This window comes from Pseudomonas sp. NPDC089406 (assembly GCF_044900265.1).
Taxonomy (GTDB): Bacteria; Pseudomonadota; Gammaproteobacteria; order Pseudomonadales; family Pseudomonadaceae; genus Aquipseudomonas; species Aquipseudomonas fakonensis.
In genome coordinates, this window is record NZ_JBJDNC010000035.1 from 61,797 (window position 1) to 74,065 (window position 12,269).

Here is a 12,269-nt window from a genome sequence, read left to right on the forward strand (position 1 = left end):
TTGTCATTGGAGGCACGCACAGCGCGGGAAGCCACAAATCTGCACGTTTTCGGCCACCGCAGGCAAGCCGCAGGCGCGATCTCGGAACGGTCCGACATTGCGCGATATCACAATGACATCACCTTTTCACAATCTTCCGTTCAGATTTGGCGTATCCTGCCGACAATTCATATAGATGACTGTATCTAACAGAAGGAACAGACCTCCGGTCTCCCCACACGCATAAGAAAAGGAGCTCAGCAGCACATGTTCAGGTGGTTCGGCGATCTTAAGATCGCGCACAAACTCGCCCTTGGCTTCGGCCTGGTCCTCACCCTCGCCCTGGCGCAGTCGCTGGTCAGCTGGGACGGCTTGTCCAGCCTGGTACGGCGCAGCGAGGTGGTCAGCGCGGTATCCGGGCTCAACGACGCCCTGGGTGACCTGCGCGAAGCGCGCCTGCGCCACGCCATGAGCAACGGCGGCGAAGACGAAGGCAAGGCCCTGCAGTCGGCCATGGACGCGTTCAAGGCGCCATTGGCGAAACTGCGCGCGGTGATCCGCACGCCGTCCAACCAGGCGATCCTGGGCAAGGCCGAGCAGCACCTTCAGGCGTATGCCGGCAACCAGGCGCTGAGCCTTGAGGCCTACCAGAAGATGCGCGCTGCGCAGAAGGACATGGGCACCCTGGCCACCAGCTCCTTTGCCAGCATCGAGCAGATCCGCAAGCAGGTACGCGCCCTGCCCGACGCCGAACAGCGCTACGTGCGCGGCGAGGCGATCAACCAGGTGCGGGAGAACCTGATCCTGCTGCGCTACCACGTGCGCGGCTACACCGGTAACACCAACGCCGACACCGAAAAGCTGATGAACACGCAGATCGCCACCACGGTGAACGACCTGCCACAGCTGGTGGCACGCTTCGACGGCAGCTACGCCGAGCAGTTCACCCAGCTGCAAGCCCAGGTTCGCGCCTATGCCGGCGCGGTCGAGGCGTTCCGTGGCGAAGTCAGCAAGCTGGTGGACTACCGCGCCGCCATGGGCACCGAGGTCGAGGGCCTGAACACCCTGATCGGCCAGTTGCTCGACAGCCAGGCGGTGGCCGTGGCCAACGACAGCCACTTCGCCAAGACCCTGCAGATCATCACCACCGCCCTCGCCTTGCTGCTGGGCATCGTCGCCGCAATCCTCATCGCCCGGCAGATCAGCCAGCCGCTGCAGCGGGTGCTGCAGGCCATGGAGCAAGTGGCCGCCGGCAACCTTGGCGAGCAGCCGGCCAGCGCGCGTCGCGACGAGCTGGGGCTGTTGCAGAACAGCCTGCGGGCCATGACCGGCAACCTGCGCCAGCTGATCAGCGGCGTGCGCGACGGCATCAGCCAGATTGCCAGCGCCACCGAAGAGCTGTCGGCAATCACCACCCAGACCAGCGCCGGGGCCAACAACCAAAAGGTCGAGACCGACCAGGTGGCCACTGCCATGCAGGAAATGGCTGCCACCGTGCACGAAGTGGCACGCAATGCCGGCGAAGCCTCGGTAGCCGCCAGCGCCACCGACCAGGAAGCCCGTGAAGGCGACAGCGTGGTGACCCGCGCCGTGGCACAGATCGACCGCCTGGCCAGACAGGTGGACTCGACCAACTCGGCCATGGACGCCCTGCGCAGCGAAAGCCAGCGCATCGGCAAGGTGATGGATGTGATCAAGGCGGTGGCCGAACAGACCAACCTGCTGGCACTCAACGCCGCCATCGAAGCGGCCCGTGCCGGTGAGGCCGGGCGTGGTTTTGCCGTGGTCGCCGACGAGGTGCGCGGGCTGGCCCAGCGCACGCAGGCCTCCACCGCCGAGATCGAGTCGGCCATCAGCAGCCTGGAGCAAGGCACCCGTTCGGTCAGCGACCTGATGGAAGAGAGCCAGAGCCTGACCAGCAGCAGCGTGGCGCTGGTGCGTGAAGCGGGCCTGGCGCTGGAAGGCATCACCCGCCGGGTATCGGCCATCGAGCTGATGAACCAGCAGATTGCCGCCGCCTCCGAGCAGCAGAGCGCGGTGGCCGAGCAGATCAGCCGCAGCGTGGTGACGGTGAGGGATATTTCCGAGCAAACCGCCGAAGCCAGCCAGCAGACCTCGGTGTCCAGCGTCGAGCTGGCGCGCTTGGGCGGGCAGTTGCAGGAGATGATCAGCCGCTTCCGCTTCTGATCAGCAAACACCATCGCGGGGCAATCCCGCTCCCACGCGGATCACGTGGGAGCGGGATTGCCCCGCAATGTTTTTGCCTTATTCGAAACGGAACAACTGCCGCGCTGTATCCACCAGCAACGCCTGGCGCAATTCGGCCGAACAGCCCAGCGCCTCGAACTGCTCCACCACCTTGCTGAAGCTCACCGCCGCCTCGTGCTGGGTGTGCGGCCAGTCACTGCCCCACATCAGCCGCTCGGCGCCATAGTGGGCCTCCAGCGCCCCCAGCGCCTGCTGGGCGAAGCGCAGGTTCTCGTCCAGCGTGCCTTCGAGGCGGTAGATGCCGGACACCTTCACCCACACCCTACCCTCCCCGCCCAGGGTCAGCAGCTCGGCAAAGCCCGGCTGGCCCAGGCCGCGACGAGCATCCGGGCGGCCGAAGTGATCGATGACGATATCCAGCCCGTACGGGCGCAACGCCCGCACCAGCGCCGGCAGGTCGGCCACCTGGCGGTGCAGCTCCAGGTGCCAGCCCTGCTCGCCGATGCGCTCCAGCAGCGGGCGCCACTCGGCGCCGCTGAGGTCGGGCAGCGCCTGGCCCATCAGGTTCAGGCGCACGCCGCGCACACCCAGGCCGGTCATCTCGATGAGGGTTTCGCGCTCGACGTCCCGGTCGAGCATCACCACGCCACGCAGTTGCTCGGGGGCCGTGCGCAAGGCACTGAGCAGGTAGCGGTTGTCGGTACCCAAAAAGCTGGGCTGAACCAGCACGCCATGGCTGAAGCCATGGCCGTGCAACTGGGCGAGGTAGTCGCCCAGCGGGGCATCGTAGGCCGGCGCATAGCGGCGCTCGGCCGCAAGGCTGAGCCCGCGGCTGAACACGTGGGCGTGGCTGTCGATGGCGGTGAAGGGTGAAACCGGGACGTCAGGCATGGGGCTCTTCGAAAAACAGGGTTCAGGGTTATCAATCGGGGCCGCCCCTGTAGGAGCGGCCTTGCCGGGGCGCCGTCCGGTCGAGATGGGCTGCATAGCAGCCCCGGCAATCTTGTATGAATCAAAGATCCTGGGGCTGCTACGCAGCCCATCTCGACCGGACGGCGCCCCGGCAAGGCCGCTCCTACAAGGGTGCGCAGTGCCTACTTGGCCACCGCGCCCGCCACTTCAGGCGCTGGCGTGGCTTCAAGGCTGCGACCACGGGTTTCCGGCAGGCACAGCGCGGCGATCACCGCCACGCCATAGGCGATGCCGGCATCGATGCCGATCGCCGCGCCCAGCGACATCGACTCGCTCATATGGCCCACCAGGAACGGGAACACCGCCGACAGCACGCGGCCGAAGTTGTAGCAGAAGCCCACCCCGGCGCCGCGCACATCGGCCGGGTACAGCTCGTTGAAGAACGCCCCGAGGCTGGCCGGAATGCCCGCAGCGAAGAAGCCCAGCGGGAAGCCGAGGAACAGCATCTGGGTGTTGCTCAGCGGGAAGAACACATAAGCCTGCACAGTCAGTACGCAACACACGGCGAACAGCAGAATGTTCTTGCGCCGGCCGATGCGGTCGATCAGCAGGCCGCTGACCACGCAGCCGCACCAGAAGGCGAAGATGATCACCGCAAGGTAGCCGCCGGAGTTGAGCACCGACAGGTTGCGCTCGGTCTTGAGGAAGGTCGGCAGCCAGGTCATCACCGCGTGGTAACCACCGTGGGCGCCCAGGCCCAGCAGGCCACCGAGCAGGGTCACGCGCAGCAGTTCCGGGCGGAAGATGCCGGCCATGGACTTGGCGAAGCTGGTGGGGATGGCCTTGTCTTTTTGCAGGCGCTGGAAGCTGTCCGGCTCCGGCACGTTACGCCGTACCCAGATGATCAGCAGCGACGGCAGCAGGCCGACGAAGAACATCACCCGCCAGGCGAATTCCTGCGGTACCAGCGAGTAGATCAGGGTGAACAGCGCCACCGCCAGGCCCCAGCCCACGGCCCAGGCGCTCTGCACCGTGCCCATCACCTTGCCGCGGTATTTCGGGTTGATGGTCTCGGCCATCAGCACCGCACCGGCCGCCCACTCGCCACCGATGCCGAAGCCCTGCATGGCCTTGACGAACAGCAGCGGGTAGAAGCCGGTGACGAAGGCCGACAGGAAGGTGAAGGTGGAGAACCACAGGATCATCCACTGCAGGGTGCGCACCCGGCCGTAACGGTCGGACAGGGTGCCGCCGAGCCAGCCGCCGATGGCCGAGGTAACCAGCGTCACGCCGCTGATCAGGCCGGCATCGCCCTTGCTGAGGGAGAACGCGGCAATCAGCGCCGGGATGGCCAGGCCGAACATCTGCACTTCCAGTGCATCCAGCGACCAGCCACCGAAACAGGCCCAGAACGTCTTGCGTTCCCGTGAGGTGATTTGGCGATACCAGCTGAACATGGTTGTTATCCTTTTAGTCGTGTTGTGTAGCGGCCGGGCGCGCCGAAGCTCATGGCACGCGTCGGCCGGGCAGGCAGAACCACGGCGCCGTGCAGGCACGGCGCCGAACGTCAAAGGGGTGCAGCGTTTTTTTCAGCGAATGTCGATGCGGTAGCGGAAGTGCTGCGCGTGGCCGCGCGAGCGCCGCCATTCCAGCGGCTTGCCGGCGTAGTCACGGGCCAGGCGTTCGATCACCACCACCGGGCTTGCCGGCGGCAGTTGCAGCAGGCGCCCGTGCACCTCGTCCACCGCCTCGGCGGTGAGGGTTTCTTCGGCACTGGCCACCACCTGGCCGCACAGTTCTTCGTAGATCGGGTAGAGCAGCGGGCCCTTGCTGTTCAGCGCCACCTCCAGCAGCGGCTGGAAGGTCTGGCGCGGCAGCCAGATGTCTTCGGCCAGCACCGGCTGGGCACCGAGCAGACGCACCCGCACGATGTGGATCACCTCGGCATCCATGGCCAGGCCCAGGGCCTCGGCCACCGCTGACGGCGCCAGTTGCGGCTCGATGGAAAGAATCCGGCTTTCCGGCACCGCGCGCTCGCCATTGGCGGCCTCGAAGCGGAAGAAGCGGAACAGCGAAGACTGGAACTGCGGGCGGCGAATGAAGGTGCCGCGCCCCTGCTGACGCTCCAGCACGCCCTCGGCCACCAGCGCGTCGACCGCCTTGCGCACGGTACCTACAGACAGATCGAACTCGGTGGCCAGCGCCGCCTCGGTGGGGATCGCCTCACCCGGGCGCCAGCGGTTGTTGGCGATCTGCTCGACCAGGTGGTCGCGCAGCTGTTGGTAACGGGGCAGGCGCGCATCGGCTGACAGGGCGTTCATGGGCGGCTCTCTTGAGGTGTCATGTAGACATATATATGAATTTTTCAGGAGTATTCCCGCTGGCAGAAGCAGTGTCAATCCTCCGTTGATCAGCTGATGTCGGCAGGTAACGCAGGACGACCCGCATGGACCAGCGCTCGCCTTTAAATGTTTTTTGACGCCATGGGAGTGGCCTCGCTAAGATGCGGGCCACTATTTAGCCATCACTCGCGACGCCAAACGCAGCATGCCACCCACTTGCACGTCGCGGCGGCATCATCGAAAAAGCGCCAACAAGGAAGTCATCATGCGGGCTGTGTATTTAGCGTTGTGCAGTCTGTTGCTCACCGCGTGTGCAACAAACCCGGCAACGCTGTATGAAGAGCAAGTCAAAAACAGCAAGACGCCGCTTGCGCAGACACCACTCGAAGCCTTGCGCAGTTCAACGCCCGTTCCAATGCCTGTCGACCCGGGTTGGCGGCCACCCCACTGGGCCATCACCGCCGCCGAACCACGCCTGCTGATCAACGGCAAACCGTCGAATTATCGGGTATTCAGCACCACATTGGTCAAAGACAAAGCTTTTCACATCAACGTGAATTCCTGGTGCGTCAACGCGTGCCTGGGGTTCAGCAAATACGTACTGAACCCTTATTTGATCTTGATGGACGACCAGGGCAGCGTCCTGGCCGAAGGCTTTGGCAAGGCCACCGGAACGGTCGGAGTCATCAACCAGGCTTTGACCGGCACGGTAAAAGACACCGGCACCTATTACCTGATCGTCGCTGCGGACAATCGCTCGCCCGGGGAAAACGTGATCATGAGTAGCGTCATGGTGGTAGGCGCCCCTATCGCTCCGGTCGTGCCTTTGCGCATCGGCATGAGCAGCTATCCGTTTGGCTCGATAGGCCCGTTTTTGACTACGGACGATTAACGCCACCTTCGCTTGCAGGCTCAACCTCCGAGTAGCGCCTCAACGCTGTGCAATACACGGCGACACAAACAACTCTCCACGCCACGCCCCACGCAGGGTACGGGTGGCCACCACCACCCAGAGCATGGCCAACGCCACCACCAGCACCTGGCCGAACACCGTGAAGAAGCCCAGGCCTAGCCAGGCCGCCAACTTGAGGGTAGCCAGGCAGTCCCCCCCAGCGGGAAGGTAAAGCCCCCACCAACCAAGGCCGAACGGCATGCCTTGGCATGGCGCCACAACGTTCAATTGGATGGTGAATCAACTTCACGACTCGCGTTGGGTGATCAGGCGTACCAGATATCACTGTATCCGGGCGGAGCCTGCCACTCTTTGATCAGATCAAATTGAGCGTCCATGAACGTCTCTGCTATCTGGGTAATGGAACCCTGCCCTGCGGCGGCATTGTTGATGTTTGGAACCACTATCTCCTTGAAGGACAGTCCCAGATCCCCATCCTCATAATCCTTGACCACCGTCGTAGCACTGAGGATCCCACCGTCGGCATCACGCATACGCACATTAATGGTGAGGTCTCCCCCACCCAATACGTACTTGACCAGAAACTCACTACCCAAGCTCTGATTGAGGAGTGAGTAACCATCCAGAGCCGGTGTATAAGCAGTGACATAGGGTTCGACCGGGTGAAAATAGGCTGCGTAATCATCCGTCAGTGCCACCGGGGCACCGTTGAAGTTATCAACGCGAGCCTTGAGCACCGTGCCGCCCGCCAACTCCAGCATCACGCCTGTCGTCGCCATCGGCAAACGAATGACCAACCGATCTTCCGCCGACGCATCCATGATCGTATTGTTGCCTTGATCCACAATGAACGTATCGGCCCCCATGCCCCCCCACAAGGTATTTTCTCCAGTGCCCGCGTCGAGAATATTATCGTGGACGTTGCCAGTCAGCGTGTCGCTACCCGCTGTACCTATGATGTTCGACACATTCATCACAGTGAGTGTAAAACCGTCCTCCTGCGTCTCCACAATATCGATGCTGGGCAGCTGCTGCCCCGTCGACAAACCGAAATAGAGGTGATCCCCCTTAGTCAGATCCAAATCGACACCGCGATCATATCTGGAAAAATCAATAGTGTTGCCGAAAATGCCTCCACCGCCCATGTCTACTACAAGGTCGGCGTCGGCACTGTGTATTGGATTGATGCTAAACAAGTCAGATGCAGCGCCAAGATTGACTGTCTCAAATGAAAACGCATAAGACTGCGGCCCTCCAGTGGCGGGTTGCGTCAGGTCATTAAGTGTGAACTGGCTTGAATACAGAGGGGAGTCGCTAATCTTGAGTACCACGCGCTGAGCCAATAACACTTGATAGGCGTCCAGCACATCAAATCCTTCACCACCATCGAGCAACACGAAGGCACCACTGGCCAGGTAATTAGGCAATGAGACCAAATCGGAACCTTGGCCTGCATGAATGATCAAGTTCTCCCCCTGCCATCCGGGGTAACCGTTTATATGATCACTTCCTAGTGTGCCGACGTTGACCGTCAGGCCTGCGTACTGAAAATTCAGCGGTGTAGCAAAAGGCAACAGGTCTTCAACATTGAAAAGCGAAGCACTTGCACCGTAAACACGGTCCATAAATTGCCGGGCGTTGATCAGCAGTTCACTGTGCTCGACATCAAGACGCTCCTTGAGTGCAACCTGTATCTTCTCCCAGAGAGAGAAATCCTCAACCGAAGCAACGTGCGCCTGCAGCGCGGAAAAGAAGTCATAGCTACCTGGCACATTTTTGGTGATGCGCACCAGATCATCGCCGACACCGACGTCGATGGTCGAAACAACGCTGTCCTGTTCCAGAAGCCATTCATTGAAGAACCGGTGATAGCCCAGAAACGAAAACAACAAGGTTCCCGCCCACCCGGTGTAATCACCTTGGGGATAATGAACGCTATCAAGGAAAATATTTCTTGCCGACTCGCCAGCATCAACCGCGCCCAAACCCTCAATTGAAGGAAGCCGCCCATCGTTGGAAATAATTCGCTCTGCCAGCGTCAGGCCAATGGCATTGGACGCTTTGTTGACGAGGTCTGTCAGATCACTATCACTGATGCTACCAAAGCGCTGGGTATACTGATGACCGGTGTAGGCACGAATATATTCGGCAAATACACCTTGATTGCTATTGACCCCACGAGCACCCTCAATCCAAGTGTAGACTTGTTTGTAGGCCCACCCTGCCTCACCCGGCTGCGAACTCGCTTCTGGCTCAGGCAGGAACGAAAGAAGCGTATTGTATATCGAGTAGGCAAGCCCCTGTGTTTCAGGGGCTTGTTCAAACAGCACAGACGCTTGCCCCTCGACTGCTTCTAACACCGCCAATTGCGATGATGACAGGGTTACACCAACGCTTCCATATTCATAATTTTGCAAAACAGACATCATTGCACCCTAAATCGCTAATTCCATTTATATTCAGGCACCACTGCACGCTGCACGTCCTCTCTGAAGCGCTTGTCAAACTCAATAACATCGTCCAAAGCGAGCCTGGACGTCACGAATACATACGTGATGTTTACGGTTGGCAGAATTTTATACGACACATGACACTCAGTGCCCTTGGGGATACTTGGGCGACAGGCTACGACGAACGGCTTGTCGAACGGGGCCTTGTAGACTTCGGGGCGTGCTCTGTAGGACCCCACTTCATCGCGATCAGGATGGCGAGGCGCTAGCGCAGGTAAGCATCCGACCAAGCCATTAGTGAGTGTCCTGGTACGGGGATACAGCTTGCATCGGGTCGCATGCCTTTCATCCAAAGGTATCCCCCAATAATCGGTTGAAGAAGCAATCAGGGTCATTTCCTTGAGCAATGCCCCTGATGGTTTGTCTCGCGCCTTCAGCCAGGCATCAAAACCAAAATTGATCATCAGGCTTTGTTGCCGCAACGGATTGTTGCGACAACCCACGGGCTCATTCGGGTCAGGCGCCATCAACGGCGGAGCGCTCGACGCTGGGGCACTGGTCACGTTCAGATGGCGTATGGGTAACTTCAAGACTGTGCTGCCAAGCGCAATGTATGCCAGGCCGTCAGGATCCTTGGCCTGGCATCGTTCGGGAGACAGGTCAATTGCCTGTGCCGCTCCAGCAGCGCACATGAGAAAGAAGGCGAAGAAGCGCGTCATCAGAGGTCCAGTCCGTGGATTCGACAAATGAGAATCTATCTCGATATTAGGTTTCCTGTCATGTAGTTGATCAATTTCTCTCGTCGGCTTAGCCAAGCGCCGCAAGGTTGTGGCCCAATGTATACACACCCAACCGCTGAGGCCGCTCAGCGCTGAGCTATACACGGCGACACAAACAACTCCCCGCGCCACGCCCCGCGTAGGGTACGGCTGGCCACCACCACCCAGAGCATGGCCAGCGCCACCACCAGCACCTGGCCGAACACGGTGAAGAAACCCAGGCCCAGCCAGGCAGCCAGCTTCAGGGTAGCCAAGCAGTACACTCCCAACGGGAAGGTAAAGCCCCACCAACCGAGGTTGAACGGCATGCCCTGGCGCATGTAGCGCAGAGTGATCAGCACGGCGGTAAGCAACCACCACAGCCCCGCCCCCCACAGCACGATACCGGCCACCAGGCCCAGGCCGCGGGCCACCTCGCCGAGGCCGCCCAGGCCATTGGCGGCGAATACCGCCGGCGCATCGGCGCCGAGCACCAGCATGCCCAGCGCACCGGTGCCGATCGGCCCCAGGGCCAGCCAGCTGGAGGCGGCCATGTTGGCCGGCGGCAGCTTGTGCAGGGCCATGCGCAGCATGAGGATGGTCAGGATGCTGAACGCCACCGGCAGCGACACGGCCCACATCACGTAGCTGGTGATGACCACCTGAAACTGTTGGTGCGCATCGGCCAGGTGCGGCGCCAGCAGGCCGCCACTGGCGGCAGCCACTTCCGCTGCCACCACCGGCAGCAACCATACGGCGGTCATCTGGTCGATGCTGTGCTCCTGGCGGGTGAACATCAGGTACGGGATGGCCACGCCGCACAGCAGCGCCAGGCCCACGTCCAGCCACCACAGGGCATGCACCCAGGGCACCACCGCCTCGCCCCAGCGCCCCAGGCCGAACACCAGTGCGCCATTGAGAATGGTGGCCAGGCCCATGGGGATGGTGCCGAAGAACATCGACACGGTGGAGTGGGCAAAGATGCGCCGCGCCTCGTCGAAGAACAGCACCCAGCGTGCGCCGTACAGCACGCAGAACAGGCTGAACAAGCTAATGGTCAGCCACCACAGGCCTTCGGCCAGGCTGTCCAGCAGCGGGATGTTCAGTGGGTGGAAGGCCAGCGCCAATACGCCGGTACCCATGGTCGCGGCGAACCAGTTGGGGGTGAACTGGCGAATCACTTCGCGGGGGTGGGCCAGTTGGCTGAACGGGCGCCAGGTGGCGGCGTTGGGCTGGGTGCAGGGCATGGTGTGTCTCCGGGCCTTGTGTAAGGTGGATTCATCTTATGCCTGGAAAGAATATCCATATAACGGGTATTTTCTCTAACCATTATCGGTTTTGTATATATAGCGCGAAGCACAGGGGCTGGCATATGCTTGAGCCGGCTTTCTGCTCACAAGGACGCGCAATGCTTGCCGCACTCAAGGGCTACCCCAACCCGGTACGCCTGCTGTTGTTCACCACCTTCACCCTGACCATGGCCCGGGCGATCACCCTGCCCTACCTGGTGGTCTACCTGTCGGCGCACATGGGCCTGGCAATCGCCCAGGTCGGCCTGCTGGTGGGTGGCGCGATGTTTCTGGCCTCGGCGTTGTCGCTGTACGGCGGGCACCTGGTCGACACCCTGCGCAACCACACCCTGATCGTCACCTGCACGCTGTTGTTCGCCCTGGCGTTCGTCGGCATTCTGGCCAGCCCCTCGGCGCTGCCGTTCTTTGCCTGCCTGGTGCTGGCCTACCTTGCACAGACGGTGGTGGACATCGCCGCCAAGGCCGGCTTCTGTGCCCTGCTGCCAGAGGCGCAGCGCGGCGAGGTGTTCGCCATCAAGTACACCTTCAACAACATTGCCTGGGCCAGCGGGCCGATGCTCGGGGTGCTGCTGATCGAACTGGATGACCACCTGCCCTTCATCGTATCGGCGCTGATCGGCCTGGCCCTGGGCCTGGCCTACCAGCGGCTGGGCCAACGCGGCCTGTCGGCCCCGGCCGCCGATGAGCCGGCGGCAGGCTTCGCTCAGGTGGCGGTGGGCCTGCTGCGTGACCGGCGGCTGGTGTACTTCACCCTGGGCGGGGTGCTCAGCGCGGTGGTGTTCGGCCAGTTCACCGCCTACCTGTCGCAGTACCTGGTGGTGACCACCCAGGACCCGGCGCAGGTGGCGCGCCTGGCCGGCTACCTGGTGACCACCAACGCGGTCACGGTGATTGCCCTGCAGTACCTGATCGGCCGGCGCATTGCCCGCCAGCACCTGATGCCCTGGCTGATGGCCGGGATGGCGCTGTTCATCGCGGGGCTGCTGGGGTTTTCCGTGGCCGATACGGTGCCGGCCTGGTGCCTGGCCATGCTGGTGTTCACCCTGGGCGAGATCATCGTCATCCCGGCGGAGTTCATGTTTATCGACCTGATCGCGCCGGAGCCGCTGCGCGGCGTTTACTATGGCGCGCAGAACCTGTCCAACCTGGGTGCGGGGCTGGGGCCGATGCTGATGGGCGCGGCCTTGGGGTGGATGGTGCCGCAGGGGGTGTTCTACCTGTTGATCGGGTCGGTGGTGATGGCGGCGGTGTTCTATTGGCTGGGGACGCGGCGGGGCGAATAGAAGGTAGCCTGCCAATCTCGTGTAGGAGCGGGGGGGGGGGGGGGGGGGGGGGGGGGGGGGGGGGGGGGGGGGGGGGGGGGGGGGGGGGGGGGGGGGGGGGGGGGGGGGGGGGGG

General features: G+C 62.3%; 9 protein-coding genes and 2 pseudogenes. 4 read left to right on the forward strand and 7 right to left on the reverse strand.

Annotation, left to right across the window (positions count from 1 at the left end; genetic code table 11):
- Window positions 1-246: 246 nt before the first annotated feature.
- Window positions 247-1,311, forward strand: a pseudogene (locus ACI2KK_RS22210) (methyl-accepting chemotaxis protein); the annotation flags it as partial.
- On the forward strand, window positions 1,303-2,166 hold the full coding sequence (locus ACI2KK_RS22215) for a methyl-accepting chemotaxis protein (protein ID WP_404670620.1): 864 nt from the start codon (window positions 1,303-1,305) through the stop codon (window positions 2,164-2,166). The pseudogene ACI2KK_RS22210 and the gene ACI2KK_RS22215, both read left to right, overlap by 9 nt.
- A 78-nt stretch (window positions 2,167-2,244) precedes the next feature.
- Here the strand turns inward: ACI2KK_RS22215 and ACI2KK_RS22220 are convergent, their stop codons facing one another.
- The 3 genes from ACI2KK_RS22220 to ACI2KK_RS22230 form a co-directional block, all read right to left on the reverse strand.
- Window positions 2,245-3,078, reverse strand: coding sequence for an amidohydrolase family protein (locus ACI2KK_RS22220; protein ID WP_404670613.1), 834 nt, complete (start codon window positions 3,076-3,078; stop codon window positions 2,245-2,247).
- 203 nt (window positions 3,079-3,281) lie between these two features.
- Window positions 3,282-4,556, reverse strand: coding sequence for an MFS transporter (locus ACI2KK_RS22225; protein ID WP_404670614.1), 1,275 nt, complete (start codon window positions 4,554-4,556; stop codon window positions 3,282-3,284).
- Window positions 4,557-4,688: 132 nt separating this feature from the next.
- A complete protein-coding gene (locus tag ACI2KK_RS22230; protein ID WP_369990233.1) occupies window positions 4,689-5,420 on the reverse strand; it encodes a GntR family transcriptional regulator in 732 nt (243 codons plus the stop codon).
- 286 nt (window positions 5,421-5,706) lie between these two features.
- Between ACI2KK_RS22230 and ACI2KK_RS22235 the strand changes: the two genes are divergently transcribed.
- The gene (locus tag ACI2KK_RS22235; RefSeq protein WP_404670615.1) at window positions 5,707-6,333 is read left to right on the forward strand and encodes a hypothetical protein; all 627 of its coding nucleotides are present in this window, start codon (window positions 5,707-5,709) and stop codon (window positions 6,331-6,333) included.
- 39 nt (window positions 6,334-6,372) lie between these two features.
- Here the strand turns inward: ACI2KK_RS22235 and ACI2KK_RS22240 are convergent.
- The 4 genes and pseudogenes from ACI2KK_RS22240 to ACI2KK_RS22255 all read right to left on the reverse strand — a co-directional run.
- Window positions 6,373-6,597 (reverse strand): annotated as a pseudogene (locus tag ACI2KK_RS22240) (C4-dicarboxylate ABC transporter); the annotation flags it as partial.
- A 62-nt stretch (window positions 6,598-6,659) separates the two neighbouring features.
- On the reverse strand, window positions 6,660-8,780 hold the full coding sequence (locus ACI2KK_RS22245) for a hypothetical protein (RefSeq protein ID WP_404670616.1): 2,121 nt from the start codon (window positions 8,778-8,780) through the stop codon (window positions 6,660-6,662).
- 17 nt (window positions 8,781-8,797) lie between these two features.
- On the reverse strand, window positions 8,798-9,523 hold the full coding sequence (locus ACI2KK_RS22250; protein WP_404670617.1) for a hypothetical protein: 726 nt from the start codon (window positions 9,521-9,523) through the stop codon (window positions 8,798-8,800).
- 146 nt (window positions 9,524-9,669) lie between these two features.
- Window positions 9,670-10,809, reverse strand: a complete 1,140-nt coding sequence (locus tag ACI2KK_RS22255; RefSeq protein ID WP_404670618.1) for a TDT family transporter — start codon at window positions 10,807-10,809, stop codon at window positions 9,670-9,672.
- 161 nt (window positions 10,810-10,970) lie between these two features.
- On the opposite strand from ACI2KK_RS22255, the gene ACI2KK_RS22260 reads away from it, so the two are divergent.
- Window positions 10,971-12,155 (forward strand): MFS transporter, encoded by a 1,185-nt coding sequence (locus ACI2KK_RS22260; protein WP_404670619.1) that lies wholly within the window; start codon window positions 10,971-10,973, stop codon window positions 12,153-12,155.
- Window positions 12,156-12,269 lie beyond the last annotated feature (114 nt).

Excerpts from the sequence above, each read along its gene's own strand:
- ACI2KK_RS22215 (WP_404670620.1), top strand. The coding sequence starts at position 1,303 with ATGACCGGCAACCTGCGCCAGCTGATCAGCGGCGTGCGCGACGGCATC.
- ACI2KK_RS22220 (WP_404670613.1), bottom strand. The coding sequence starts at position 3,078 with ATGCCTGACGTCCCGGTTTCACCCTTCACCGCCATCGACAGCCACGCC.
- ACI2KK_RS22225 (WP_404670614.1), bottom strand. The coding sequence starts at position 4,556 with ATGTTCAGCTGGTATCGCCAAATCACCTCACGGGAACGCAAGACGTTC.
- ACI2KK_RS22230 (WP_369990233.1), bottom strand. The coding sequence starts at position 5,420 with ATGAACGCCCTGTCAGCCGATGCGCGCCTGCCCCGTTACCAACAGCTG.
- ACI2KK_RS22235 (WP_404670615.1), top strand. The coding sequence starts at position 5,707 with ATGCGGGCTGTGTATTTAGCGTTGTGCAGTCTGTTGCTCACCGCGTGT.
- ACI2KK_RS22245 (WP_404670616.1), bottom strand. The coding sequence starts at position 8,780 with ATGTCTGTTTTGCAAAATTATGAATATGGAAGCGTTGGTGTAACCCTG.
- ACI2KK_RS22250 (WP_404670617.1), bottom strand. The coding sequence starts at position 9,523 with ATGACGCGCTTCTTCGCCTTCTTTCTCATGTGCGCTGCTGGAGCGGCA.
- ACI2KK_RS22255 (WP_404670618.1), bottom strand. The coding sequence starts at position 10,809 with ATGCCCTGCACCCAGCCCAACGCCGCCACCTGGCGCCCGTTCAGCCAA.
- ACI2KK_RS22260 (WP_404670619.1), top strand. The coding sequence starts at position 10,971 with ATGCTTGCCGCACTCAAGGGCTACCCCAACCCGGTACGCCTGCTGTTG.